The organism is Robertmurraya beringensis (assembly GCF_042433785.1).
In the GTDB taxonomy this organism is placed as follows: Bacteria; Bacillota; Bacilli; order Bacillales; family Cytobacillaceae; genus Robertmurraya_A; species Robertmurraya_A beringensis.
On sequence record NZ_JBHLUU010000117.1, the window covers coordinates 42,269 to 67,727 of the forward strand.

General features: G+C 41.1%; 26 protein-coding genes, 1 tRNA gene, 1 rRNA gene and 1 other RNA gene. 25 read left to right on the plus strand and 4 right to left on the minus strand.

The genetic code is table 11. The features are described from left to right. Positions 1-174: 174 nt before the first annotated feature. The 7 genes from ACFFHF_RS18195 to ACFFHF_RS18225 all read left to right on the plus strand — a co-directional run bounded on the left by ACFFHF_RS18195 (position 175) and on the right by ACFFHF_RS18225 (position 6,650). On the plus strand, positions 175-1,656 hold the full coding sequence (locus ACFFHF_RS18195) for a tetratricopeptide repeat protein (RefSeq protein WP_377058772.1): 1,482 nt from the start codon (positions 175-177) through the stop codon (positions 1,654-1,656). Positions 1,657-1,760: 104 nt separating this feature from the next. Beyond that, positions 1,761-2,711 carry a thioredoxin-disulfide reductase gene (trxB, locus tag ACFFHF_RS18200; protein WP_340905465.1) on the plus strand — a complete coding sequence of 317 codons (951 nt, stop codon included), beginning with the start codon at positions 1,761-1,763 and terminating at the stop codon, positions 2,709-2,711. A gap of 303 nt (positions 2,712-3,014) precedes the next feature. Next, on the plus strand, positions 3,015-3,473 hold the full coding sequence (locus ACFFHF_RS18205) for an NUDIX hydrolase (RefSeq protein ID WP_377058773.1): 459 nt from the start codon (positions 3,015-3,017) through the stop codon (positions 3,471-3,473). Between the two features lie 12 nt (positions 3,474-3,485). Then, positions 3,486-4,379 carry an RNase adapter RapZ gene (gene rapZ / locus ACFFHF_RS18210; RefSeq protein WP_377058774.1) on the plus strand — a complete coding sequence of 298 codons (894 nt, stop codon included), beginning with the start codon at positions 3,486-3,488 and terminating at the stop codon, positions 4,377-4,379. Then, the gene (mgfK, locus tag ACFFHF_RS18215; RefSeq protein WP_377058775.1) at positions 4,376-5,359 is read left to right on the plus strand and encodes a gluconeogenesis morphogenetic factor MgfK; all 984 of its coding nucleotides are present in this window, start codon (positions 4,376-4,378) and stop codon (positions 5,357-5,359) included. The genes rapZ and mgfK overlap by 4 nt, the downstream gene beginning before the upstream one ends. Before the next feature lie 37 nt (positions 5,360-5,396). Then, positions 5,397-6,350, plus strand: coding sequence for a DNA-binding protein WhiA (gene whiA, locus ACFFHF_RS18220; protein ID WP_377058776.1), 954 nt, complete (start codon positions 5,397-5,399; stop codon positions 6,348-6,350). Positions 6,351-6,392: 42 nt separating this feature from the next. Continuing rightward, positions 6,393-6,650 carry an HPr family phosphocarrier protein gene (locus tag ACFFHF_RS18225; protein ID WP_119709969.1) on the plus strand — a complete coding sequence of 86 codons (258 nt, stop codon included), beginning with the start codon at positions 6,393-6,395 and terminating at the stop codon, positions 6,648-6,650. Positions 6,651-6,699: 49 nt separating this feature from the next. Here ACFFHF_RS18225 and clpP read toward each other — a convergent pair whose 3' ends face one another. Beyond that, positions 6,700-7,341, minus strand: coding sequence for an ATP-dependent Clp endopeptidase proteolytic subunit ClpP (gene clpP / locus ACFFHF_RS18230; RefSeq protein WP_340905457.1), 642 nt, complete (start codon positions 7,339-7,341; stop codon positions 6,700-6,702). A 343-nt stretch (positions 7,342-7,684) separates the two neighbouring features. Here clpP and ACFFHF_RS18235 point away from each other — a divergent pair, with 343 nt between their 5' ends. The 11 genes from ACFFHF_RS18235 to ACFFHF_RS18285 all read left to right on the plus strand — a co-directional run bounded on the left by ACFFHF_RS18235 (position 7,685) and on the right by ACFFHF_RS18285 (position 18,343). After that, a complete protein-coding gene (locus ACFFHF_RS18235) occupies positions 7,685-8,233 on the plus strand; it encodes a DUF6241 domain-containing protein (RefSeq protein ID WP_377058777.1) in 549 nt (182 codons plus the stop codon). 89 nt (positions 8,234-8,322) lie between these two features. After that, positions 8,323-8,394, plus strand: a tRNA-Arg gene (locus tag ACFFHF_RS18240). 106 nt (positions 8,395-8,500) lie between these two features. After that, on the plus strand, positions 8,501-9,814 hold the full coding sequence (rpoN, locus tag ACFFHF_RS18245; protein ID WP_377058778.1) for an RNA polymerase factor sigma-54: 1,314 nt from the start codon (positions 8,501-8,503) through the stop codon (positions 9,812-9,814). A gap of 13 nt (positions 9,815-9,827) precedes the next feature. Further along, the gene (locus ACFFHF_RS18250) at positions 9,828-10,076 is read left to right on the plus strand and encodes a glutaredoxin family protein (protein WP_340905453.1); all 249 of its coding nucleotides are present in this window, start codon (positions 9,828-9,830) and stop codon (positions 10,074-10,076) included. Positions 10,077-10,203: 127 nt separating this feature from the next. Continuing rightward, the gene (locus tag ACFFHF_RS18255; RefSeq protein WP_340905452.1) at positions 10,204-11,223 is read left to right on the plus strand and encodes a sugar-binding transcriptional regulator; all 1,020 of its coding nucleotides are present in this window, start codon (positions 10,204-10,206) and stop codon (positions 11,221-11,223) included. Between the two features lie 49 nt (positions 11,224-11,272). Continuing rightward, positions 11,273-12,280 (plus strand): type I glyceraldehyde-3-phosphate dehydrogenase, encoded by a 1,008-nt coding sequence (gap, locus tag ACFFHF_RS18260; RefSeq protein ID WP_160549601.1) that lies wholly within the window; start codon positions 11,273-11,275, stop codon positions 12,278-12,280. A gap of 153 nt (positions 12,281-12,433) precedes the next feature. Next, positions 12,434-13,618, plus strand: coding sequence for a phosphoglycerate kinase (locus ACFFHF_RS18265; protein WP_340905451.1), 1,185 nt, complete (start codon positions 12,434-12,436; stop codon positions 13,616-13,618). Positions 13,619-13,641: 23 nt separating this feature from the next. After that, a complete protein-coding gene (gene tpiA / locus ACFFHF_RS18270) occupies positions 13,642-14,403 on the plus strand; it encodes a triose-phosphate isomerase (protein ID WP_160549599.1) in 762 nt (253 codons plus the stop codon). After that, complete coding sequence (gene gpmI / locus ACFFHF_RS18275; RefSeq protein ID WP_377058779.1) at positions 14,396-15,931, plus strand: 2,3-bisphosphoglycerate-independent phosphoglycerate mutase; 1,536 nt, start codon at positions 14,396-14,398, stop codon at positions 15,929-15,931. The genes tpiA and gpmI overlap by 8 nt, the downstream gene beginning before the upstream one ends. A 240-nt stretch (positions 15,932-16,171) precedes the next feature. Continuing rightward, positions 16,172-17,467: a phosphopyruvate hydratase gene (gene eno, locus ACFFHF_RS18280; RefSeq protein ID WP_066058826.1), complete on the plus strand. Its 1,296-nt coding sequence runs from the start codon at positions 16,172-16,174 to the stop codon at positions 17,465-17,467. A gap of 309 nt (positions 17,468-17,776) precedes the next feature. After that, positions 17,777-18,343: a DUF4352 domain-containing protein gene (locus tag ACFFHF_RS18285; RefSeq protein WP_160549801.1), complete on the plus strand. Its 567-nt coding sequence runs from the start codon at positions 17,777-17,779 to the stop codon at positions 18,341-18,343. Here ACFFHF_RS18285 and ACFFHF_RS18290 read toward each other — a convergent pair. Continuing rightward, positions 18,238-18,657: a nuclease-related domain-containing protein gene (locus ACFFHF_RS18290; protein ID WP_377058783.1), complete on the minus strand. Its 420-nt coding sequence runs from the start codon at positions 18,655-18,657 to the stop codon at positions 18,238-18,240. The two genes, ACFFHF_RS18285 and ACFFHF_RS18290, sit on opposite strands and share 106 nt — an antisense overlap. Before the next feature lie 193 nt (positions 18,658-18,850). Between ACFFHF_RS18290 and secG the strand changes: the two genes are divergently transcribed. From secG to ssrA, 5 genes are all read left to right on the plus strand, one after another. After that, a complete protein-coding gene (gene secG, locus ACFFHF_RS18295) occupies positions 18,851-19,081 on the plus strand; it encodes a preprotein translocase subunit SecG (protein WP_160549798.1) in 231 nt (76 codons plus the stop codon). A gap of 139 nt (positions 19,082-19,220) precedes the next feature. Beyond that, a complete protein-coding gene (locus tag ACFFHF_RS18300; RefSeq protein ID WP_377058780.1) occupies positions 19,221-19,967 on the plus strand; it encodes an alpha/beta hydrolase in 747 nt (248 codons plus the stop codon). Positions 19,968-19,986: 19 nt separating this feature from the next. After that, positions 19,987-22,341 carry a ribonuclease R gene (gene rnr / locus ACFFHF_RS18305; RefSeq protein WP_160549796.1) on the plus strand — a complete coding sequence of 785 codons (2,355 nt, stop codon included), beginning with the start codon at positions 19,987-19,989 and terminating at the stop codon, positions 22,339-22,341. Between the two features lie 99 nt (positions 22,342-22,440). Then, the gene (gene smpB, locus ACFFHF_RS18310; RefSeq protein WP_119709954.1) at positions 22,441-22,905 is read left to right on the plus strand and encodes an SsrA-binding protein SmpB; all 465 of its coding nucleotides are present in this window, start codon (positions 22,441-22,443) and stop codon (positions 22,903-22,905) included. 163 nt (positions 22,906-23,068) lie between these two features. Next, positions 23,069-23,404, plus strand: a transfer-messenger RNA (tmRNA) gene (ssrA, locus tag ACFFHF_RS18315). A gap of 109 nt (positions 23,405-23,513) precedes the next feature. Here ssrA and ACFFHF_RS18320 read toward each other — a convergent pair. Next, complete coding sequence (locus ACFFHF_RS18320) at positions 23,514-23,684, minus strand: hypothetical protein (RefSeq protein ID WP_377058781.1); 171 nt, start codon at positions 23,682-23,684, stop codon at positions 23,514-23,516. Positions 23,685-23,731: 47 nt separating this feature from the next. Next, positions 23,732-24,139: an LAGLIDADG family homing endonuclease gene (locus ACFFHF_RS18325; RefSeq protein WP_160549795.1), complete on the minus strand. Its 408-nt coding sequence runs from the start codon at positions 24,137-24,139 to the stop codon at positions 23,732-23,734. A gap of 249 nt (positions 24,140-24,388) precedes the next feature. On the opposite strand from ACFFHF_RS18325, the gene ACFFHF_RS18330 reads away from it, so the two are divergent. After that, a complete protein-coding gene (locus tag ACFFHF_RS18330) occupies positions 24,389-24,772 on the plus strand; it encodes a cupredoxin domain-containing protein (RefSeq protein ID WP_377058782.1) in 384 nt (127 codons plus the stop codon). Positions 24,773-25,143: 371 nt separating this feature from the next. Next, positions 25,144-25,459 (plus strand): 16S ribosomal RNA (locus ACFFHF_RS18335); the annotation flags it as partial.

The following is a 25,459-nucleotide window of genomic DNA, read 5'->3' on the forward strand; positions in this document are numbered from 1 at the left end:
CCAGCCGAGGGGCTGGTTTTTTGTTTTTAGACAAGCTTCGTCTAATAGTCTTTCTACATTCATGGTTTCAGCCAACTAGGACTTATGATATAATAATTAGGTTAAACTTATTTTTTTATAAATTACTTCATTACATCTAAGAAGTGCTTGTAAACACGTTAAATGGAGGATTTCATGAGCAAAGACTCTAAAGCATATCAACCTAAAGGTAAATTATTGTCTTTTCATCCAACTGGTGAATACTACTTTGCGAAAGGCTTAAAGGCGTATCAACGGAAGGATTTTTATAAATCAAAAAAGTATTTGGAGCGTGCGATTCAACTAGAGCCGGGCGAACCGATGATTTATTGTCAGCTGGCGATTGTTTGTACGGAGCTTGGTGACTATCAGCAATCCAATCGCTATTTGCACGAGATTTTAGAAGAGCTGGATGAGCATATGCTCGAGTGCCATTATTTCTTGGCAAACAACTACGCACATCTCGGTCTTTTTAAAGATGCATACACACACGCGTCGCTGTATTTAAAGCTTGACCAGGACGGAGAGTTTGTCGAGGATACGGAAGAATTACTCGACTTGCTAACTCTTGAGGCGGAGGAGCTTGAGGAGGATCTGTACGAAGAGGACGATCTTATTGTAAAACAGGATGAGGCGCGTCGTTTATTAGAATCGGGACATTTTCCAAGAGCAGTTGACCTTTTAGAAGAGGTAATTGAGGAATTTCCTGAATACTGGTCAGCCTACAACAACCTAGCTCTTGCTTATTTTTATTTAGGAGAAACTAGCAAGGCGGACGACATTCTTGAGGATGTACTCACGAAAAATCCAGGCAACCTGCATGCGCTGTGCAACAAGCTTGTATTTGCTTTTTATCTAAAGGATAAAGAGAAAGTGAACAGCTTGAAAGAAGTGTTGAAAAAGATTAAGCCGATGCTGCACGAACATCAATTCAAACTTGGTGCAAGCTTTGCTCTTGTTGGAGAGTATGAGCTAGCTTACGGTTGGCTAAGAAAGCTGCAACGAGTGGGCTTTGAAGGGGACGGACCGTTTTATTACTGGTTATCTTACTCTGCTTACCATACGAAACGTCAATCCATGGCTGAGCAAGCATGGAAAAGAGTTCTTGAATTTAGCCCTGAAAAAGAAGGGCATGAGCCATGGGAAAAGAATAAGCCAGAAGCGGCCGGCTTTGAACATATTCCAAAAGCGATTCATCAAAAGCTAGAAAGCAGCTTTATTGAAGAGCGTTTATTCGGTTTATTCCTTGCTTCTTTATCGGCAGAAAAAGAGCAGCTTTTAACTTCTATGAAGCCAAAGTATTTGATAGAAAAGGAATATGTTGATTTTTTAAGCATGGAAGCATGTGAAAAACCTATCATGCGTTCTGGACACGAAACAGCCATGGAGCTTTATAAGCAGCATCAACCGATTGGAACGACACAGTCGAGCTTGTTTTTATTATGGTTTACCATTTTGCCAGGACTTATGAAAGAAAATGTGCAAGCAAACAACTCAAAGGCCTTGGCAGCTGCGACCGAATATATGTGGAGAAAGCAACGTGGGGAGCGAACATCACAGCAGCAGGTGGCAAAGCTGTACAGTTTATCCAGCTCCACCCTCCAAAAATATGTAAAAATTGTAAAAGGGCTCATTTAGTGAGCATATATTTGGACTCCACTCACTTTGTTTTATAGGATAAGAGTAACAAGGAAATACTAATACAAGTATTGTTTTCTTTTTTAAAAAGGAGTGAATAAAACGTGTCTGAAGAAAAAATTTATGATGTCATTATCGCTGGTGCTGGTCCTGCTGGAATGACGGCTGCTGTGTATACATCACGTGCAAATCTTTCAACATTAATGATCGAGCGCGGTGTGCCAGGCGGACAAATGGCCAACACAGAAGAGGTTGAAAACTATCCAGGTTTTGACCATATATTAGGACCTGAGCTTTCTACAAAAATGTTTGATCACGCGAAAAAGTTTGGTGCTGAGTACGCGTATGGCGATATAAAAGAAGTCATTGATGGTGAAGAGTATAAGACGGTTGTAGCTGGTTCGAAGCAGTACAAAGCTCGTGCAGTCATTATTACAACTGGTGCTGAATATAAGAAAATTGGCGTTCCTGGTGAAAAAGAGCTTGGAGGCCGTGGGGTTTCTTACTGTGCGGTTTGTGATGGCGCCTTTTTCAAAGGGAAAGAACTTGTCGTTGTTGGTGGAGGAGACTCTGCGGTGGAAGAAGGAGTGTACTTAACACGCTTCGCTTCTAAAGTAACAATCGTTCACCGTCGTGACGAGCTTCGTGCCCAAAAAATTCTTCAGCAACGTGCGTTTGACAATGAAAAAATTGATTTCATTTGGAATCACACAGTGAAGCAGATCAATGATAAGGACGGCAAGGTAGGTAGTGTCACTCTTGTTTCAACACAAGATGGGGCAGAGCGGGAATTCCAAGCAGATGGCGTTTTCATCTACATCGGAATGGTTCCTCTTTCAAAGCCGTTCGCGAACCTTGGAATTACTAACAGTGACGGATACATTGAAACCAATGACCGTATGGAAACAAAAGTTCCTGGTATTTTCGCCGCTGGTGATATCCGCGAAAAAACACTTCGTCAAATCGTTACCGCAACAGGTGACGGAAGTATCGCCGCTCAAGCTGCGCAACACTATGTAGAAGAACTAATGGAATCATTAAAGCAAAAAGCATAACATAGGAAAAGCTAGCCTTTTGGGGTTAGCTTTTTTCTTCATAAAATATTTGGTGCATTGCTTCACCTATTTTTTACAAAACGTAATCTCCAATTAATTATACTGTAACAGTAGTGAAACATTGTTCGTGTAGAATAAGAATTGAAATTGACCCCCTTTTAAGATATATATCTTTGGCACAGGAACATGTCCTGTGCTCTTTTTTTATATTTGTCCATTTCCTATTCATTGTGAGCCCATTGTAAAAATAGTATAATAATAAGAATAAAAGTCGTTAATTCTAGTCCCTGAGGTGATTGAAGCGTGCAACGAGTGACAAATTGTGTATTGGTAAAGGATAATAAAGTCTTGCTGCTCCAAAAGCCTAGACGTGGCTGGTGGGTGGCTCCCGGTGGAAAGATGGAGCCTGGTGAATCAGTGAGAGACTGCTGTATTCGAGAGTACCGTGAAGAGACCGGTATTTACTTGAGAAACCCCAATATTAAGGGCATTTTTACATTTATCATGAAAGATGGAGACCAAGTCGTTTCTGAGTGGATGATGTTCACCTTTTTTGGAACAGTAGCTGATGGGATAAATCTGGATGAGTCAGAGGAAGGAAAGCTTGCTTGGCATGACTTTCATCAGATTAAAGATTTACCGATGGCAGAAGGAGATTATCATATATTGGACTACATGATCCACGGTCAAGGAATCATCTATGGCACTTTTACATATACAACCGATTTTCAGTTAATTCAATATCGTCTTGATCCTAGCTAAGGAGGAATTTTTATGAGTACTGGAGCGACACAAGATACACAAATGGTGATTATAACGGGGATGTCGGGTGCAGGGAAAACCGTCGCCATTCAAAGTTTCGAAGATCTTGGTTTTTTCTGTGTAGATAACCTGCCACCAACCTTATTGCCAAAATTTCTTGAACTTATGAAAGAGTCTGGAAATAAGATGAATAAGGTAGCGCTTGTAATGGATTTAAGAGGGAGAGAGTTTTTCGACCACTTATTCAAGGCGCTCGATGATCTTGCAGAAACATCATGGGTGACACCGCAAATTCTATACTTAGATGCGGATGACTCCACGCTTGTTCGTCGCTACAAGGAAACTCGACGTACTCATCCGCTTGCTCCGTCCGGACTTCCTTTAGAAGGTATACAGCTGGAGCGAGAGTTGCTTGAGGACCTAAAAGGAAGAGCACAGCTCATTTACAATAGCTCACAAATGAAGCCGAAAGAATTGCGCGAAAAAATCTTAACGGAGTTTTCAGCGAATAAGCAAACCATCTTTACGGTCAATGTGATGAGCTTTGGGTTTAAGTACGGAATTCCGATTGACGCAGATTTAGTTTTCGATGTTCGCTTTTTACCAAACCCGCACTATATTGAATCGATGAGACCAAAAACGGGTCTTGATGAGGATGTTTCAAAGTATGTACTGAAGTGGAATGAGACGACGAAGTTCTTAGAAAAAGTAACAGAGTTGTTAGCCTTTATGCTTCCTCATTACAAGCGTGAGGGGAAAGCGCAACTTGTGGTGGCCATTGGATGTACTGGTGGGCAGCATCGCTCGGTGGCATTGACTGAATACATTGCACACCACTTCGAAAAAGACTATGAAACTCGAATCACTCATCGTGACATCGAAAGGAGAAAGGAACAAACTACATGACGAAGATTCGACAGCCTCGAATTGTGATTATTGGGGGTGGAACAGGGCTACCGGTATTGCTTCGTGGTTTAAAGAAGTTTCCCGTTGATATTACGGCCATCGTTACGGTTGCTGACGATGGCGGTAGCTCTGGACGCCTTCGAGATGAAATGGACATTCCTCCTCCGGGAGATGTCCGCAATGTGCTAGCGGCATTATCCGATGTAGAACCGTTAATTGAGGAAATGTTTCAGCACCGTTTTGCAACTGCTAACGAATTATCTGGCCATTCGCTTGGTAATTTGATTTTAGCAGCGATGACATCGATTACAGGGAATTTTACCCATGCCATCCAAGAGATGAGCAAGGTATTGAACGTGCGTGGGAAGGTGCTTCCAGCTGCCACGCAAAGTGTGGTGTTGCATGCAGAAATGGAGGACGGCACGATCGTTTCAGGGGAATCAAAAATTCCTTACTCCGGAAAGCGGATCAAGCGAGTGTTTTTAACACCTGGTGATGCGACTACGCTGCCTGAGACTCTTCAAGCGATACGAAAAGCAGACTTGATCGTGATTGGCCCAGGAAGCTTATATACTAGTATCTTACCTAATCTTCTTGTACCGAAGCTTGGCGAGGAAGTGTGCCGTGCCAAAGCGAAAAAGGTATATATCTGTAACTTAATGACTCAAGCGGGTGAGACGCTTGATTATACAGCGAGCGATCATGTGAAAGCGATTTATGACCATATGAACATGGATTTTATGAACACCATTTTAGTAAATAGGGAACATATCCCAGAAGAGGTTCTTACTCGCTATAGCGAAGAACTAGCAAAACCTGTACACTTTGATTTAACTACTCTATATGATTTAGGACTCGAAGTGGTAGAGGGAGAAATCATGAGCCTTGAAAATGGAGTGATCCGCCATGACACAAGGGAAGTAGCAAATATTTTATATTCTCTATTAATAAATGAAACCCGCAAGCGGTCTAAAGCGTAGATACACTTAAGCAACCGTTTGTGTAGGAGGTGAAGATGTGTCATTCGCTTCGGAAACGAAAAAAGAGTTAACGAATATTGAAGGAAAAGGATGCTGCGGAAAGGCGGAACTGTCTGCTTTGATCCGAATGAATGGCTCATTGTCCTTCTCTAATCGAAAACTAGTGGTCGATATTCAAACGGAAAATGCTGCGATTGCACGAAGAATTTATACGTTGGTAAAACGATATTACGACGTTCAAGTAGAACTTCTCGTTCGAAAGAAAATGAGATTGAAAAAGAACAATGTGTATATTGTAAGGCTCTCACAGGATGCAAAGAGCATCTTAGAAGATTTGTTTATCCTAGAAGAAGGGTTTGTGTTTGCCCACAATATTGCAGAAGTCCTTATTAAAAAGAAATGCTGTAAGCGCTCCTATTTACGTGGAGCATTTTTAGCAGGAGGTTCGGTAAACAATCCGGAAACTTCCTCTTATCATCTCGAAATTTTTTCACTTTATAAAGAGCATAACGACTCTTTATGTGAATTGATGAATACATTTGGTTTAAATAGTAAAACGCTTGAAAGAAAAAAGGGCTTCATCACGTATTTAAAGGAAGCTGAAAAAATCACCGAATTCCTAAACATTATCGGTGCCCATAATGCCTTACTAAGGTTTGAGGACATTCGGATCGTACGAGATATGCGTAACTCGGTGAACCGGTTGGTCAATTGTGAAACGGCGAACTTAAACAAGACGATTGGTGCGTCTTTACGACAGGTTGAAAATATCCGATTTATTCAAGATACAGTAGGTCTTCATATTTTACCTGAAAAGCTTAGAGAAATTGCAGAGCTTCGGATTGCTTACCAAGATGTCACATTGAAGGAGCTAGGGGAGATGGTATCTGGAGGGAATATTAGTAAATCAGGTATCAATCACCGTCTGCGCAAAATTGACGAAATTGCCGAAAAGCTCCGAGTCGGGGAAAACGTGAGTAAAACCATGTAATTGATATAGATAAAGAGAATAGGATAGGGGAGGAAAGTAAGAATGGTGGAAAAACAAGTAGTAGTCAAGTTGAAGACTGGTTTACAGGCACGCCCTGCAGCGTTGTTTGTACAAGAAGCAAATCGTTTTTCGTCAGAAGTATTTTTAGAGAAAGACGGTAAGAAGGTCAATGCAAAGAGCATCATGGGTCTTATGAGCTTAGCTGTTAGCTCAGGTTCATCTGTGAATTTGATTGTCAATGGAACGGATGAAGAAGCAGCGCTTGAAGCATTAGAAAAATACGTTCAAAAAGAAGCATAATAAGAAAACTCGCTCCAGTATGAGAGCGAGTTTTTTTACTGTTGAATTCTTATTTTTCTTCCTTCTTCGTTTCAAGCGTGTTGCGTGAAATGATATGGTCAACTAGGCCATATTCCTTTGCACGATCAGCTGTCATGAAGTTGTCGCGGTCTGTGTCTTTAGAAATGACTTCCATTGGTTGACCAGTACGCTCAGCAAGAATGCCGTTTAACTTTTCACGAAGGAAAAGGATACGCTTCGCAGCGATCTCGATTTCTGTTGCTTGACCTTGTGCTCCACCAAGCGGTTGGTGAATCATTACTTCTGCATTTGGAAGAGCATAACGCTTTCCTTTTGTACCAGCAGCAAGAAGGAATGCACCCATAGATGCCGCCATACCGATACAAATCGTTTGAACGTCAGGCTTGATGAACTGCATGGTGTCGTAGATGGCCATACCAGCTGTAATGCTACCGCCTGGTGAGTTAATGTAGATGGATATGTCTTTTTCAGGATTTTCTGCTTCTAAAAATAATAACTGAGCGACGATTGAATTCGCCACATTATCATCAATTCCACTTCCAAGCATGATAATGCGGTCTTTTAATAGGCGTGAGTAAATATCGTATGCACGCTCTCCACGGTTCGTTTGCTCAATAACTGTAGGGATTAAATTCATTTCTTTTTCCTCCTTTAATTGAGAGTCAAACATACAATTGATTAAGTATGTTTAAAGTAAAACTGTATGTATTTTCATGATACACGCATGGTCAATAAAGGTCAAACAAATAGCTACAGAATTGTTCGACACAAATTGCTATGTACTTATAAACTCACTTTCCATCATACCCACTGGGCAGTTTTTTAAACAAGAAGTTGAGCTTTTCCACTATGCTGGAAATAGGAACTGTTGTAAAATGTAGGATAATGATAATGGGGGGAGAGAAGTGGGATTGGTTGTTCGCGAAAATACATTCAAAAACATCCTCAACTCTACGAAATCCGCCAATTCGACATAAAAAATATAGAAAAAGTTAACAAAGGGAGTGGAAAACTTGGAAACGAAAAAGGCCTTCAAACTCAACAAAATACAAATCGCAGCAATTAGTACAGGACTCGTAATCATGGCTGGTTTTGGTGTATTTTCGTATTGGACAAATGCCACTCCATCAAGCGGTGGAACGGACAGGGTGCTCAAGCAGGCGGAGGAAGCGGAGGCATCCGTTGAAGACGGAGGACTTGAAATCCAAATAGATGAAAACGTGGAGCAGGTTTTTCCAAGTGACTTAAAAGAATTCGAAGTACAATCTGCCATTCACCATATGTCACATCAAAAGGTGGAAGCCGAAAAGAAATGGGGAGCCATTCTTATTACGGAAGAGCGAATTAAGCGGCTTTACGATGTGGTAGTTGCCAATGAAAATGAATATAAGTATGCGAACACATATATCAGGATTCTTGAAAGATGGCTTGAGGGGGATTTTTCCCAAGCAGTCAGTGACCATAACACGATATGGGAATTACAGGACGGAAATGTTGGAAAAGCGACTGGCCTGTTAAGTATGAAAGAAGAAGAGAAATTTATAGAGAAGTATATGAAGTAGAGTTGAAGCAGTGACGTCTAGTCGTTGACAGCATAATGAATCATTTAGTATGATGTAAGAGCGCTTATTTTGCATATAAGCACTTTTCTGCCCTCGTGGTGCAACGGATAGCACGTAAGATTCCGGTTCTTGAAATGGGGGTTCGATTCCCTCCGAGGGCGTCATTAAGTAAAAAACACTTGTCACTATATAGACAGGTGTTTTTTTATTAACTACCCATTCAATTCCCACATATCTTCATGTAAAATAGATAGTGGGGGTGAGAAGATGAACTTAAAAGCAGGTTTGTGGCAACAGCAGACGTTAAAATTAAAGATGACGCAAGAGCTTTCTCAGGCAATTACGCTACTTCAGTATTCTTCCCAGGAGCTTACGGCTTTTTTAGAAAGCAAAGCATTGGAAAATCCCCTTATTCAGATTGAAACCTCCCATGTTAAAACGATGGATCCCCGCAAAGATCGACCGAAAAAAACGAGAGTCATAGATAAAGATCAACAAAACTGGATTGAACAAATAGGAAAAACCGCTACGAACCTTTATGACCATCTATATGCTCAAGTGGTGAACCACTCGGATGTGGAGCTACTTAAGACTTTTTTAGAATACATTGATGGAAACGGTTACATTTGTGTGAAGGAAGAATCTCTTGCTACTGAATTAGGTACTTCACATGAGAAAGTAGACTCGTTAGTTTCTATTATACAAGACCTTGAACCAGCTGGAGTAGGTGCGAGGTCATTAGGGGAGTGTTTATATTTACAGCTCATCCGTATGCCGAAACGAAATCCTTTAGCGGAAAAATTAGTCAGTAATCATTTTGAGGAGTTTGCAGAAAAAAGATGGAAAACATTATCCAAACAACTAAACATTAGTCTATCTGATATTCAATTGGCATTTGACCTAGTTCAAACATTAAATCCGCGTCCAGGGGCTGACTTTCAGGACGAAGCACCGTCTTATGTGATTCCAGATGTATCGGTCAAATGGGACGGGAAACACTTTGAAATTAGTGTGTTCGATGACGTGCTCCCTAAGCTAACGTTCCAACAGGAGTATTTTCAGCAATTTTCATCTGTGAAAGATGCCAACCTCAACAAATATTTGCAAGAAAAGCAACAGGACTACTCATGGATCGTTAGAAGCTTAGAACAACGGAAGGAAACGATTACTAAGGTGTCACTTGCGATTGTGCAAAGACAGCAGGACTTTTTCGAAAAAGGGCCGTTGCACATAAAGCCGATGACGATGAGAGAAATTGCAGAGGAAATAGAGGTTCATGAGTCCACGGTTAGCCGGGCGGTCCGTGAAAAGTATATGCAAACCCCATTTGGAACATTTGAATTAAAATCGTTCTTTACGAACATGGTTTCCACGACCAATTCAGAGGCCACATCGTCTAATCAGGTGAAAGATGCCATTAAGAAACTGATCGAAGGGGAAGATAAAGCAAAGCCTTATTCCGATCAGGAAATTTTAGATATATTAAAAGAAAACGATGGATTTGTGATATCCAGGAGAACAGTGGCTAAGTACCGGGATCAGCTCGGAATCCCATCTTCATCAAAGCGAAAGAGATTTTAAAGGAGATTGTTTAATGATTATTGAGTTTTATACTAGAAAAAGATGCCCATTATGTGAAAAAGGAAAAGCGATCCTAGCCGAACTTCAGGAAAGCTGGGAGTTTGAAATCGTTGAGAAAGACATTGATACAAATGATGAATGGACAGAGCAGTATGGGTTAATGATTCCTGTCGTTGTTCTGGACGGAGAGGAGCTTCAGTATGGACAGTTAGACAAAATGTTCATAAACGAAGCGCTTACAAAAAAAATACACCGTATATGAGTTGAAAAGGGAAATCGCACCTGTTAGAATAAGTTTTGTAGCAGGGGTGATTTTTTTTACCTTCAGCGGGACACATTATGTCTATGAGGGACATAAAATGTCCATATAGGATGAAGGAGACATCAATATGCAGTCGATCATTGATATCCAAAAAAGATTATTACCTGATTTGCTCTCTGTTATGCAGGAACGTTTTCACATTTTACAATACATAGGTTCCATGGAGCCAGTAGGTCGTCGAAGCTTATCTGTCAGTCTTGGTGTAACAGAACGAGTCCTCAGAAGTGAAGTTTCCTTCTTAAAAGAACAAGATTTAATCACTATATCAAGTGTAGGAATGAGTCTAACTGAAGATGGAAGGGAATTACTAGAGGGATTAGAAGCGGTTATGCGTGAGATATCAGGTATCGACAAAATGGAAGAAAGACTCCGAAGGAAACTTGGTATTCAGCAAGTGATCATTGTAGCGGGTAACAGTGATGAGTCACCATGGGTAAAAAGCGAATTAGGAAGAGCTTGTGCTCTTTGTATGAAAAATTCGTTGCAGGGAAAAAATATCATCGCAGTTACTGGTGGTACAACAATGGCCACTGTAGCAGAGATGCTAACTCCTGACCTTGGCAAAGATCTTCTTTTTGTACCGGGACGCGGGGGAATTGGGGAAGATGTTCAAAATCAAGCCAATACCATTTGTGCCAAAATGGCTGAAAGAACCAAATCAAGCCACAAGGTGCTCTATGTCCCTGATCAAGTAAGCAGTGAAACGTACCACATGATGTTGAAGGAACCTCATATTAAAGAAGTTCTAGGTTTAATCAAATCTGCAAGCATGGTTTTACACGGAGTAGGAGACGCTATGACAATGGCCCAACGCCGGCGAACAAGCGCGGAGGACTTACGTAAAATCGAAGAAAGGCAAGCGGTTGGTGAAGCATTCGGGTATTACTTTAACGAAGCGGGAGAAGTGGTCCACAAAGTAAGAACAGTTGGACTTCAACTCGATGACCTAGTAAAGACCGGGCATGTGCTCGCCGTTGCTGGTGGAGCTTCAAAGGAAAAAGCAATTCGCTCTTATATGAAGCAAGCTCCAAAGAACACCGTATTAATTACGGACGAAGGAGCCGCAACACAGTTATTACAGGGTTAACCCCCTTAAATAAAATATATCCTTATTGAATTAAAGGAGGAAACAAATCATGGCAGTAAAATTAGGTATTAACGGTTTTGGTAGAATTGGACGTAACGTTTTCCGCGCAGCATTAACAAACCCTAACGTAGAGGTTGTAGCAGTAAACGACTTAACTGATGCAAACACACTTGCTCACCTTTTAAAATATGACACAGTTCACGGCAAGCTTAAAGAAGACGTAACTGTTGACGGCGACTACCTAGTAGTTGGCGGAACAAAAGTAAAAGTTATCGCTGAGCGCGACCCAGCTCAACTTGGATGGGGAGACCTTGGAGTTGAAGTAGTAGTTGAATCTACTGGTCGTTTCACTAAGCGTTCTGACGCTGCTAAGCACTTAGAAGCTGGCGCTAAAAAAGTAATCATCTCTGCTCCTGCAACTGATGAAGATATCACAATCGTAATGGGTGTTAACGACGACAAGTACGATGCAGCTAACCACCACGTTATCTCTAACGCATCTTGTACGACAAACTGTTTAGCTCCATTTGCTAAAGTTCTTAACGACAACTTCGGTGTTCGCCGTGGTATGATGACAACTGTTCACTCTTACACGAACGACCAACAAATCTTAGACTTACCACACAAAGATTTACGTCGTGCTCGTGCAGCTGCTGAAAACATCATCCCTACATCAACTGGTGCTGCTAAAGCTGTATCTTTAGTTCTTCCTGAACTTAAAGGTAAGTTAAACGGTGGGGCTATGCGTGTTCCAACTCCAAACGTTTCTTTAGTTGACTTAGTTGTAGAACTTGATAAAGATGTAACTGTTGACGAAATCAATGCAGCACTTAAAGCAGCATCTGAAGGTGACTTAAAAGGAATCCTTGATTACTCTGAAGAGCCACTAGTTTCTACTGACTACAACGGTAGCCCAGCTTCTTCTACAATCGATGCTCTTTCTACTATGGTTATGGAAGGCAACATGGCGAAAGTTATTTCTTGGTATGACAACGAGTCTGGTTACTCTAACCGCGTAGTTGACCTTGCTGAATACATCGCTTCTAAAGGCCTTTAATCTTAGGGGAAAAAAACTTCAATTGCGCTAATAAATGGATTATGGGTTTAACCCTTTCCATTTTGTAGCAAAATAGGTTTAAAAAGGGGAGAGGGATCAAATCCCCCTCCTTTTCTAATGTTCAAAGCTTATGCTAAATAGGAGGATTTTCCGATGAACAAGAAAAGCGTAAAAGACATTGATTTAAAAGGTAAGAGAGTATTTTGCCGCGTAGATTTCAACGTACCTATGAAGGATGGACAAATTACGGACGAAACTCGTATTCGTGCAGCACTTCCAACTATTCAATACCTAACAGAGCAAGGTGCAAAAGTTATTTTAGCTAGCCATCTTGGTCGTCCAAAGGGTGCTGTAGTAGAGGAAATGCGTTTAACTCCAGTGGCAGGTCGTTTATCAGAGCTTCTTAATAAAGACGTGAAGAAGGCGGACGAAGCTTACGGAGATAGCGTAAAAGCTTTAGTTTCTGAAATGGCTGAAGGCGATGTTCTTTTATTAGAAAACGTTCGTTTCTATGCTGGTGAAGAAAAGAATGATCCAGAATTAGCAAAAGCATTCGCTGAGCTAGCTGACGTATACGTGAATGATGCATTCGGAGCGGCACACCGTGCACATGCTTCAACAGAAGGAATCGCTCACCACTTACCAGCTGTATCTGGTCTATTAATGGAAAAAGAACTTGATGTTCTTGGAAAAGCTCTTTCTAATCCGGAAAGACCATTTACTGCAATCATCGGTGGAGCAAAAGTAAAAGACAAGATTGGTGTAATCGACAATCTTTTAGATAAAGTAGACAACCTAATCATCGGTGGTGGCTTAGCTTATACATTTGTTAAATCTCAGGGTCATGAAGTAGGTAAGTCACTATTAGAAGCTGATAAGATTGACTTAGCTCTTTCTTTCATTAAGAAAGCAGAAGAAAAAGGCGTTAAGTTTTATATGCCAGTTGATGTGATCGTTGCTGACGATTTCTCTGATAGTGCAAACAAAAAAGCAGTAGCAATCAATGAAATCCCTGCTGATTGGGAAGCGCTAGATATCGGACCAAAAACAGCTGAGCTTTACAGCAATGTTATTAAAGAGTCTAAGCTTGTTATATGGAACGGACCAATGGGTGTATTCGAATTAGATTCGTTTGCAAACGGAACAAAGGCAGTAGCAGAAGCATTAGCAGCATCTGAAGGTACATATTCTGTTATCGGCGGTGGAGATTCAGCTGCAGCCGTTGAAAAATTCAACCTTGCTGATAAAATGAGCCATATTTCTACAGGTGGCGGAGCTTCTCTTGAGTTCATGGAAGGAAAAGTTCTTCCTGGAGTCGTTGCGTTAAACGATAAGTAATAATTTTAGAGAGGATGAAAACCATGCGTAAACCTATTATTGCAGGTAACTGGAAAATGCATAAAACTCTTTCAGAAGCAACGAGCTTTTTGAATGAAGTAAAGTCAATCGTTCCTTCTTCTGAAAAAGTAGATTCTGTGATTTGTGCACCAGCTTTATTTTTAGAGCGTTTAGTTGACGGAGCAAAAGGAACAGAAGTAAAAATTGGTGCTCAAAACATGCACTTTGAAGAAAGTGGAGCATTCACAGGTGAAGTTTCTGCACCAGCTCTTGCTGATCTTGGTGTTCAATATGTGATCATCGGTCACTCTGAGCGTCGTGAAATGTTCAATGAAACAGATGAGTCTGTGAATAAGAAAACTCTTGCTGCATTCAAGCATGGTATCACTCCAATCGTTTGCTGTGGGGAAACTTTAGAGCAACGTGAAGCTGGTGAAACAAATGCGCTTGTGGGCGATCAAGTGAAAAAAGCACTTGTTGGCTTAACAGATGAGCAAGTAAAGCAAACGGTTATTGCTTATGAGCCAATCTGGGCAATCGGAACAGGTAAATCTTCTACTGCTGAAGATGCAAACGAAGTATGTGCACATATTCGCCAAGTGGTTGCAGATAACTACTCTAACGAAGTAGCAGCTGCGGTTCGCATTCAATACGGTGGAAGTGTAAAACCAGGTAACATCGCGGAGTATATGGCACAACCAGATATTGACGGCGCTTTAGTTGGTGGAGCAAGCTTAGAAGCTGATTCGTTTGTACAATTACTGGAGGCAGGTAAGAATGAGTAAGTCTCCTGTTGCATTAATCATCCTTGACGGCTTCGCTCTTCGTGGCGAGCGTATGGGAAATGCAGTTGCACAATCGAAAAAACCAAATTTTGATCGTTTTTGGAACAGCTACCCACACGCACGGCTTACTGCTTCTGGGGAAGCGGTAGGATTACCTGAAGGTCAAATGGGTAATTCCGAAGTGGGCCACTTGAACATCGGTGCAGGACGTATTGTGTACCAAAGCTTAACACGTGTGAACGTATCTATTCGTGAAGGCGAATTTGAACGTAATGAAACGTTTTTAAATGCCATTAATCACGTGAAAGAAAAAGGAACAAACCTTCACTTATTCGGATTATTATCTGATGGTGGAGTTCACAGTCATATCCAGCATTTATTTGCGCTACTTAAGTTAGCTGCTCAGGAAGGTGTGAACAACGTATACGTTCACGCATTCTTAGACGGCCGCGACGTAGCACCTCAATCTGCTGGTGACTTTATTAAGCAAGCGGAAGAAAAGATGAAAGAATACGGTGTGGGTCAGTTTGCAACGATTTCTGGTCGTTACTACTCGATGGACCGTGATAAGCGTTGGGAACGTGTAGAAAAGTCTTACCGTGCAATGGTGTACGGAGAAGGTCCTGCCTACTCAAACGCTATGGATGTCGTAGAAGACTCTTACAACAACGGAATCTTCGACGAATTCGTTCTTCCTTCTGTTTTGAAAAAGGAAAACGGAGAGCCGGTTGCAACGATTTCTGATAACGACGCAGTTATTTTCTATAACTTCCGTCCAGACCGTGCCATCCAAATCTCTAACACGTTCACAAATAAAGATTTCCGTTCGTTTGACCGCGGTGATAAACATCCACAACACTTAAACTTTGTGTGCTTAACACACTTTAGTGAAACGGTTGATGGATATGTTGCCTTCGAACCTACAAACCTTGATAACACACTTGGTGAAGTGTTATCTCAAAACAATCTGTCACAGCTTCGTATCGCTGAAACAGAAAAATATCCACACGTAACGTTCTTTATGAGCGGTGGACGTGAGGCGGAATTCCCTGGTGAAAAGCGTATCTTGATCAACTCACCAAAGGTGGCAACATACGATTTGCAACCAGAAATGAGTGCGTATGAAGTAACAGACGCATTAGTAAAAGAAATCGAGGAAGACAACTTCGATGCGATTATCTTGAACTATGCGAACCCTGATATGGTTGGACACTCTGGAATGTTAGAACCGACAATCAAAGCGATTGAAACAGTGGATGAGTGCCTAGGTCGTGTCGTTGATCTGATCATTAAAAAAGGTGGAACAGCGATAATCACGGCGGATCATGGGAATGCTGATGAAGTAGTTACTTTAGAAGGCAACCCAATGACTGCTCACACCACTAACCCCGTTCCAGTGATCGTAACAAAGGAAGGCGTGGAGCTTCGTGAAGACGGAATCCTTGGCGACCTTGCCCCAACGATGCTTGAACTATTAAACGTAGCACAACCAGCTGAAATGACTGGGAAGACATTACTTAAGAAGTAATTTAGTATCGAATGTGGATGCCGGACCTGCTAGCACATGGCGGAAGCAAACGTTACTGACCATTTTTTCAAAATGAAAAGGCAGTTTACGTCTTTGACGAAATTGACCACTTGTAGTAGCTAAGCTTAGGGCAGTTTCCACCTGAAGAAGGCCTTTGTTGCAAAGCAACACCAGCCGCCGGAAGGTGAAATTGACCTACACATAAAACCTAAATTTTTTATAATAAGGAGAGATTTTATTATGCCATATATTCAACATGTATACGCTCGTGAAGTATTAGATTCTCGCGGAAACCCAACTGTAGAAGTAGAAGTAATTACGGAGTCTGGTTCTTTCGGACGCGCAATCGTTCCATCTGGTGCTTCAACTGGTGAGCACGAAGCAGTTGAACTACGTGATGGCGACAAGTCACGCTACCTTGGAAAAGGTGTTCAAAAAGCTGTAGATAACGTAAACAATATTATCGCTGAAGAAATCATCGGTATGGACGTAACTGACCAAGTTGGAATCGACCGTACGATGATCCAATTAGACGGAACTGAAAACAAAGGTAAGTTAGGCGCTAACGCAATCCTAGGTGTTTCTATGGCTGTTGCTCACGCTGCTGCAGAATTTGTAGGTCTTCCATTATACCGTTACCTTGGAGGATTCAACGCGAAGCAACTTCCAACTCCAATGATGAACATCATCAACGGTGGATCACATGCTGACAACAACGTTGACTTCCAAGAGTTCATGATTTTACCAGTAGGAGCTCCTACTTTCAAAGAAGCAATCCGTATGGGTGCTGAAATTTTCCATTCATTAAAGAAAGTTCTTTCTGACAAAGGTCTTAACACAGCTGTAGGTGACGAAGGTGGATTCGCTCCAAACCTTGGTTCAAACCGTGAAGCTCTACAAGTGATCATGGAAGCAATCAAGAACGCTGGTTACGAGCCTGGAAAAGACATTTTCTTAGGTATGGACGTTGCTTCTTCTGAGTTCTTCAACAAAGAAACAAAGCAATATGACCTAGCTGGAGAAGGCCGCACTGGTTTATCTTCTGAAGCAATGGTTAACTTCTACGAAGAATTAGTTAACGAATTCCCAATCATCTCAATCGAAGATGGTTTAGACGAAAACGACTGGGAAGGCCACAAGCTATTAACTGAGCGCATCGGTGACCGCGTTCAATTAGTTGGTGACGACCTATTCGTTACAAACACGAAGAAGCTTGCTGAAGGTATCGAAAAAGGAATTGCTAACTCAATCCTTATCAAAGTAAACCAAATCGGTACACTTACTGAAACTTTCGAAGCAATCGAAATGGCGAAGCGCGCTGGTTACACAGCAGTTGTTTCTCACCGTTCTGGTGAAACTGAAGATGCTACAATCGCTGACATCGCAGTTGCAACAAACGCTGGCCAAATCAAAACTGGTTCTATGAGCCGTACAGATCGTATTGCAAAGTACAACCAACTTCTTCGCATCGAAGACGAGCTTGGCGAACTAGCTGTATACGATGGAATGAAATCACTTTATAACTTGAAGAAGTAATTCAAGTTGAAGAGGGCGGGCCTTTTATTGGGCCCGCTTTTGTATTGTGGGACCCGCCTCTCTCTTTGGGAGGGCGGGTTTTTGGGTTTTTGTGGAGAAAAAGTGACAGCAAATTGTGACAATAAACGTACTTATAATGAATATTTGTATAGTATAGTTCTTTCTATATTAAAATTTGATACATATTTACCAAATTTTATAGGATTAATAGGAGGAATTACATTGGCTAAGTTAAAGAATTGTAAAACATGCGGTAATCAAGTAGCAAAATCAGCTAAACGCTGCCCTCACTGTGGAGAAAAGTTAAAGATGGGTATTTTCATGAAAGGGTTAATCGGTTTGGGGATACTCATCCTACTGGGTATTGTGGCTAGTTTGGGTGGAGGAGAAGACTCAGCTGAGCCTGCAACTACGACTACTACTAGTACAAATGATAACGAGGAAAAAAATAAGGAAGAAATCAATGAGGAACAACCTCTATCTAATGAAGGAATTTCCTCAGATGTAACAATTAAAGTCCTAGGTGTTGAGACATTGTCAGAAGTTGGCGGTGAGTTTACGAAGGAAACAGCTCAAGGAGTATTTAAGGTTGTTACTATTTCTTTAACTAATGGTCAGAAAGATGCCATAACAGTAGATGCTAATAGTTTTAAACTAGTAGACAGTCAGGGGAGGGAATTTACTTACTCATCTTCTGCCCAGATTTCGATGGATGTTGAAGAAGATAACGGCTCTGATTTCTTCTTAAAGCAGCTTAACCCTGGTTTAACTCAGGAAGGAAAGATTGTTTTTGATGTTCCAGCTGATGCAGCAGGACTAGTGTTAAAAGCTACTGGTGGGATGATGGGAGAGGAAATAACGCTGAAAGTTGAATAAGAACTAGAGGGTGGCATTTGCCACCCTCTTAGATTAGCATTGATACTTGAAACAAAAAATATTATGGGTACGTTGTTTTTCGATTCTGGCTTTTTACCTATTGAGTATTTTGTTAGAACAAGGAAATCAATCTGAAAGTAATAATCTCTTTCTTGAAGCCGTAGGTTGTGGAAAATAAAGTGCTCTTTTTCGGGGAGTTGACGTAGGTAATACAAGAGGGATTGTTCGCCCTTATGTCCGGCAAGTCTTTTGAATAATTGCTTTTTACCTCTGAGTATACTGCATGACCAGAACCTATCCTTTTTTCTAAGGATTTCAACTTAAGAATTTCCAATGACATTTCAAACTTTTTAACAATCAATACTAATCACTCCAATCAAAATAATCTACTCTGTCTTTTCTCCTCACCCCCCGTCACTTCCTCCCAAAAGGAAAACTATTGTTTATCAAAGCTGGTTATGGTACATTTAAACTACTGCAATGTGCGTTTTAGGAGGTGGACTTTTTATGGAAACATTAGTTACTGTATTACTTGTGGTCGTTTCGATCGCTTTGATTGTGGTTGTGCTTCTTCAGTCTGGAAAAAGTACAGGTCTTTCTGGTGCTATCTCGGGTGGAGCGGAACAATTATTCGGGAAGCAAAAGGCACGTGGACTTGACCTTTACCTCCACCGTGCGACGATCGTTCTGTCGGTATTTTTCTTTATCTTAACGATCTTACTAGCGTACGTTTTATAAGAGTCTACAAACCTGGCCACTTTCGGGGTCAGGTTTTTTTTGTGGTGTTGTGAAAAGTTCAAACATATCATTGGATTGTCGTTGCAAACTATGATTACAATAACTAAATAGATACGAACAGTTTAAAGGAGTTTTACATATGAAAATTGCTATGCCAAAGCCATTTACTTTTGAGGGGGGACCACGAGCGGTACTTCTTCTACACGGTTTTACGGGTAACAGTGCTGACGTTCGAATGCTAGGTCGTTTTTTAGAAAAAAGAGGCTACACCTGTCATGCCCCGCACTATAAAGGACATGGTGTTCCACCGGAAGAGCTTGTCCATACAGGACCAGAAGACTGGTGGCAAGATGTGACCGAGGCGTATGAATATCTTAAAAATAAGGGACATAAGGAAATTGCAGTGGCTGGACTTTCTCTAGGTGGCGTATTTTCGCTGAAATTGGGTTACACTGTACCTATTAAGGGAATTGTTCCAATGTGTGCACCAATGTACATAAAAAGTGAAGAAATCATGTATGAGGGAATTCTTGATTACGCTCGTGAATTCAAAAAACGAGAAGGAAAATCAGCCGAGCAAGTCGAAGCAGAGATGGATGATTTTAAAAAGACACCTATGAATACGTTAAAGGCACTGCAAAACTTAATAGCTGATGTTCGTGATCATGTAGACCATATTTACGCTCCAACCTTTGTGGTTCAAGCTCGACATGATCATATGATTAATACAGACAGTGCGAATATTATTTACAATGGTATTGAATCTGATGAAAAAGCTATTAAATGGTATGAAGAATCTGGACACGTCATCACACTGGATAAAGAAAAGGAACAGCTTCACGAGGACGTTTTTCAGTTTTTAGAAAGTTTAAATTGGGAAGAATAAATGAAAAGGAGGGTTTACTATGGACGAAAGTATTAAACAACACGTCGATAAACTTCTTCATTATATGAAGGATGAAGCCTACAAGCCTCTAACTGTACAGGAGCTGGAAGAAGCATTTGGAATCCAGGACTCTGGTGATTTTAAAGATTTCGTTAAAGCACTTGTACATATGGAAGAAAAGGGACTTGTTGTCCGAACAAGAAGCAATCGTTACGGCCTACCAGACAAAATGAATCTGATAAGAGGAAAATTAACAGGTCACTCGAAGGGATTTGCATTCGTTATTCCTGAAGAACCAGGAATGGATGATATTTTTATCCCTCCAAATGAAACGAATAACGCCATGCACGGTGATACTGTCTTAGCACGTGTAAACTCAGAAACCTCTGGTCAGAGACGAGAAGGAACGATCGTAAGAATTCTCGAGCGTGGGATTCAGCAAGTGGTTGGAACCTATACAGAAAGCAAACATTTTGGCTTTGTGATTCCAGATGATAAAAAGTTTACGAGTGATATTTTTATTCCTAAAGCTGCTGCAAAAGGGGCAGTGGAAGGGCATAAGGTTGTCGTGCTTCTCACAATGTATCCAGAAGGAAGAAAGAGTGCAGAAGGTGAAGTTATTGAAATTCTTGGTCATAAAAATGACCCAGGGGTTGATATACTTTCTGTCATTCATAAGCATGGGCTTCCAGGACCATTTCCGGAAGAAGCGATCAAGCAAGCAAATGAGACACCAGATGAAATTGATGAAAAGGATCTTGTAGGTCGCCGAGATCTTCGAGACCAAGATATTGTTACAATTGACGGTGCAGATGCAAAAGACCTGGACGATGCTGTAACGGTTACAAAGCTTCCTAATGGAAATTACAAGCTAGGCGTACATATCGCTGATGTAACATATTATGTAACAGAGGAGTCTCCGATTGACCGTGAAGCAGCGGATAGAGGGACGAGTGTGTATCTTGTGGACCGAGTAATACCGATGATTCCGCACCGACTCTCAAACGGAATATGCTCTTTGAATCCGCAAGTTAACCGTCTGACACTTTCTTGTGAAATGGAGATTACATCGACGGGAGAAGTCGTGAATCACGAGATTTTCCAAAGTGTAATCAAAACAAAAGAACGTATGACCTATAGTGACGTGAATAAGATCTTAACTGATAAAGACGAAGAGCTCCTGAAGCGCTACGAGCCACTAATTCCAATGTTCGAGTTAATGGAAGAGCTAGCGGCTATCCTTCGTAATAAACGGATGAAGCGTGGAGCAATCGATTTTGATTTTAAAGAAGCTAAGGTGCTCGTCGAAGAAGATGGAAAACCAACGGATGTGGTTCTCCGTGAGCGTTCGGTAGCAGAAAGACTTATTGAAGAGTTCATGCTTGCAGCCAACGAAACAGTAGCAGAGCATTTCCATTGGTTGGATGTACCGTTTATTTATCGTATCCACGAGGATCCAAAGGAAGATAAGCTACGTAAGTTTTTCGAGTTTATCACAAACTTTGGCTATATCGTGAAAGGAACAGCCAATGATGTTCACCCGCGTGCCCTTCAGGAGATCATTGAAGAAGTACAAGGGAAGCCGGAAGAGATGGTTGTATCAACCGTCATGCTACGCTCGATGCAGCAGGCGAAGTACGATCCAGAAAGTCTTGGTCACTTTGGACTATCAACGGAGTTCTATACGCACTTTACGTCACCAATCCGTCGTTATCCAGACTTAATTGTTCACCGTCTGATTCGAACGTACCTAATTGAGGGCAAGCTGGATCAAGCAACGCGTGAGAAATGGGATGCTCGCTTACCAGACATTGCGGAGCATACATCCAAGATGGAACGTCGTGCGGTTGATGCCGAGCGTGAAACAGATGAGTTGAAAAAAGCGGAATATATGATGGATAAAATCGGCGAGGAATACGATGGAATGATTAGTTCGGTGACAAACTTTGGAATGTTTGTTGAGTTGCCGAATACCATTGAAGGTTTAGTTCACGTTAGCTATATGACGGATGATTATTATCGCTTCGATGAGCGTCACTACGCAATGATTGGTGAACGTACGGGAAAGGTCTACCGAATTGGAGACGAAATTACCGTACGTGTCGTAAAGGTTGATAAAGACGAGCGTTCCATCGACTTTGAAGTTGTTGGTATGAAGGGTGCTCGACCAGTCGATCGCGATCGTACACCAAGGGTATTTAAAACAGGAAGTACCGAGAAAAAGCCTCGCAGAAAAGCAGGTGCTGGGGACGCGAAAGGCGGATCTAGTGGCTCGAAGCCGCGTGGTGGATCAGGTTCTGGCCCTGGCTCTGCCCGTAAGAAAAAGAAGCATTTTGAAAATGCTCCTAAAGCGAAGCGAAAGAAAAAGCGATAAACATACAGAGAGAGCCATTCAGCATGGCTCTCTTCTTCCCTCTATTGGGGAATTTTGCTACAATAGAGAAACAGACGAGCACGAAAGGAGGAGAATATCGTGCCAAAAGGAATGGGGAAGGTCGTTGCCCAAAACAAAAAGGCAAACCACGACTACTTTATAGAAGAAACTTATGAGGCAGGAATGGTTCTCCAAGGAACAGAAATTAAGTCGATTCGTAATGGACGTATTAACTTAAAAGATTCGTATGCCAGAATACAAAATGGAGAAATCTATCTTTTAAATGCCCATATAAGCCCATACGAGCAAGGAAATCGCTACAACCACGACCCTCTTCGCCAACGTAAGTTATTGCTTCATAAGAGAGAAATTGATAAACTATTAGGCGAAACGAAGGAAGCGGGCTACGCGCTAGTTCCTCTGAAAGTTTATTTGAAAAATGGTTATGCAAAGATTTTAATAGGTCTTGGTAAAGGGAAGAAGAACTACGATAAGCGTGAAGATCTGAAGAAGAAGGAAGCAAAGCGTGATATCGAACGAGCTTTCCGAGAAAGACAGAAATAAGTTTCTTACAAAAACTTACAATTGAAATCATAAAGAAGTATGCTATAATAACTTATGTCGGGTAACTGACAAACATAATCTTAGCTCTGAAGTTACCTTCAGACTTTCCTAACGTACGCTAGCGTGAAATACCAATAGCGCACCTTAAACTTCGAGGGGACGTTACGGATTCGACAGGGGTAGTTCGAGCTTAGGTTGCGAGTCGAGGGGATCGGCCTCGTTAAAACGTCAAAGCCTATAACTGGCAAAACAAACAACAACTTAGCTTTCGCTGCTTAATAGCGCGTAGCTGTTCCTCCCTCCATCGTCCATGTGGTAGGGTAAGGGACTCACTCTAAGTGGACTACGCCGGATCCCACCGTCTGAGGGTGAAGGAAGAGAACAACCAGACTAGCTGACCGGGCGCCTGTCGATAGGCAGATGGCTCAGCGAAATACGAATATGTCGACTACACTCGTAGACGCTTAAGTGGCGATATCTTTGGACGTGGGTTCGATTAGTTCATAGTCGCCTTGTGTGGTAACATGCAAGTGAAAATTCGGCTTTATCGGTGAAACCTAAGTCGCACTCGTGGCGATAAGGCAATGCCGAGCGGTATGTGAAGTAATTCAACAGCCGTGTATCGACTTATAGGCTGCCAATATGGTAGTACTAGGATGCAGCATCATGCTTGTGAAGCAAGCAAAACTACGATCTGCATAATACGCCGAAGAACCTGTAACTAACAGGTTCAAGATATAGTCAGTGCCATCTCGAAAGAATGGAATAGCACGTCCCACCGTCTCCACCAAATACATATTTGGTGGTTTTTATTTTGTCTAAAAAGTTATAACCGAAAAAAATCTTCTTCAAATTGAAGTTTTTGTTTTAATAATGTTGATGAATATTTTCCATTCCTTGGACTAACATTTTCATAGTACCTAAGAATCCAGAGCGCTCGTGCTCGTTTTTTGTTAATCCTTAAATAGGGATGTATTTTTTCCAATACTTCAAATACATTTTCTTTTTTCTTAATAGTTAATGTGTAAGAGTTTTTATGTCTTTCAGGATTATAATTTTTTTTATTGTTTATTACTCCACCTGTTAACCTTTTTATATAAATTAATAATTCTTTATCAGTAGAGGAGATCGAAATACAAGGTCTCCTGAATTCCCCTTTATGCATTCTAGTTAGGCTTATTGAACCCTCGCCATCAATAATTCCAGCTACATATGAAGCTTCCCATTCCTTCAATTAACTCCCTCCTTATAGAACATTCGTTCCGTTTGATTGTATAATATTGTAGACATGTTTGGACTATTTAAATAAGGACAAATTATTACATAATTGAATGAAACAAGTGCTGTGGAAGTTGATTTATAGATCGATTTATAATCTTAGACACAGTTAGTGTAAATGATCTATTTAGAAGGGCGTTGGAAATAAATTAAAAATGATAATATTTTATAAATTAGAAGAAAATAGTTCTTAGGAAAGGAGGGATTGTCTGTGAAAATGCGGTTAAGAGGATTATTCGTTTTGTTTTCGATGATATTGGTTATGACAACATCATTCGGTGTGTTTGCTGAAGTCGATGCTGTAACACAACCTTCGGAAATGGAGAAAACAATTGAGGTCGAGTTAAACGATGATTACTTTAATCCAGAAGTTATTACAATTCCCGCTGGAAAAACAACAACCTTGATATTGAAAAACAAGGGTAAGAAAGAGCATACCTTTACAGTGGAAAAACTCGGAGTTGACGTTGAAATGCAGCCGGGAAAAGAAAATACGATTACTGTAAATCCGAAAGAATCCGGTACATATGAACTAATATGTAGGTACCATGTCAAGGAAGGCATGGTTGGAAAAGTAGTTGTCAAATAATAAGCAGGGCCATTCGTGCCTTGCTTTAATAGTTGTTAATTGTAGATGGCTAATATTTTGTTATAAACCTCTTGTGTTTTATAAGAGAATTATGTAATATATAATCCTTGGCTTCAAATAATGAAGTCTTAAGAAAAAATAATTTTAAAACAGAAGTTGACTTCTGCGAATCAAGATGATATAGTAATACATGTAGCCGACAACAACGACTTGAAAATAACGATTAAAAAAGTTTTTTCGTAGAAGTTGACAACGGTGAAATGATATAGTATGATAATCAAGCGCTTAATTGAACCTTGAAAACTGAACAAGATAACAACAAACGTCAACGTTTTAACTAAGTTTTAAACTTTAAGAGCTAATCTTACTCTTTATTGGAGAGTTTGATCCTGGCTCAGGACGAACGCTGGCGGCGTGCCTAATACATGCAAGTCGAGCGGATCTTTGGGAGCTTGCTCCCGAAGATTAGCGGCGGACGGGTGAGTAACACGTGGGCAACCTGCCTATGAGACTGGGATAACTCCGGGAAACCGGGGCTAATACCGGATAATTCTTTTCTTCACATGTAGAAAAGCTGAAAGATGGTTTCGGCTATCACTCATAGATGGGCCCGCGGCGCATTAGCTAGTTGGTGAGGTAACGGCTCACCAAGGCGACGATGCGTAGCCGACCTGAGAGGGTGATCGG

Excerpts from the sequence above, each read along its gene's own strand:
- clpP (WP_340905457.1), bottom strand. The coding sequence starts at position 7,341 with ATGTTTGACTCTCAATTAAAGGAGGAAAAAGAAATGAATTTAATCCCT.
- ACFFHF_RS18265 (WP_340905451.1), top strand. The coding sequence starts at position 12,434 with ATGAACAAGAAAAGCGTAAAAGACATTGATTTAAAAGGTAAGAGAGTA.
- rapZ (WP_377058774.1), top strand. The coding sequence starts at position 3,486 with ATGAGTACTGGAGCGACACAAGATACACAAATGGTGATTATAACGGGG.
- rpoN (WP_377058778.1), top strand. The coding sequence starts at position 8,501 with ATGAACTTAAAAGCAGGTTTGTGGCAACAGCAGACGTTAAAATTAAAG.
- ACFFHF_RS18285 (WP_160549801.1), top strand. The coding sequence starts at position 17,777 with ATGGGTATTTTCATGAAAGGGTTAATCGGTTTGGGGATACTCATCCTA.
- gap (WP_160549601.1), top strand. The coding sequence starts at position 11,273 with ATGGCAGTAAAATTAGGTATTAACGGTTTTGGTAGAATTGGACGTAAC.
- ACFFHF_RS18195 (WP_377058772.1), top strand. The coding sequence starts at position 175 with ATGAGCAAAGACTCTAAAGCATATCAACCTAAAGGTAAATTATTGTCT.
- ACFFHF_RS18225 (WP_119709969.1), top strand. The coding sequence starts at position 6,393 with ATGGTGGAAAAACAAGTAGTAGTCAAGTTGAAGACTGGTTTACAGGCA.
- mgfK (WP_377058775.1), top strand. The coding sequence starts at position 4,376 with ATGACGAAGATTCGACAGCCTCGAATTGTGATTATTGGGGGTGGAACA.
- rnr (WP_160549796.1), top strand. The coding sequence starts at position 19,987 with ATGGACGAAAGTATTAAACAACACGTCGATAAACTTCTTCATTATATG.
- ACFFHF_RS18300 (WP_377058780.1), top strand. The coding sequence starts at position 19,221 with ATGAAAATTGCTATGCCAAAGCCATTTACTTTTGAGGGGGGACCACGA.
- tpiA (WP_160549599.1), top strand. The coding sequence starts at position 13,642 with ATGCGTAAACCTATTATTGCAGGTAACTGGAAAATGCATAAAACTCTT.
- eno (WP_066058826.1), top strand. The coding sequence starts at position 16,172 with ATGCCATATATTCAACATGTATACGCTCGTGAAGTATTAGATTCTCGC.
- ACFFHF_RS18255 (WP_340905452.1), top strand. The coding sequence starts at position 10,204 with ATGCAGTCGATCATTGATATCCAAAAAAGATTATTACCTGATTTGCTC.
- ACFFHF_RS18250 (WP_340905453.1), top strand. The coding sequence starts at position 9,828 with ATGATTATTGAGTTTTATACTAGAAAAAGATGCCCATTATGTGAAAAA.
- secG (WP_160549798.1), top strand. The coding sequence starts at position 18,851 with ATGGAAACATTAGTTACTGTATTACTTGTGGTCGTTTCGATCGCTTTG.
- gpmI (WP_377058779.1), top strand. The coding sequence starts at position 14,396 with ATGAGTAAGTCTCCTGTTGCATTAATCATCCTTGACGGCTTCGCTCTT.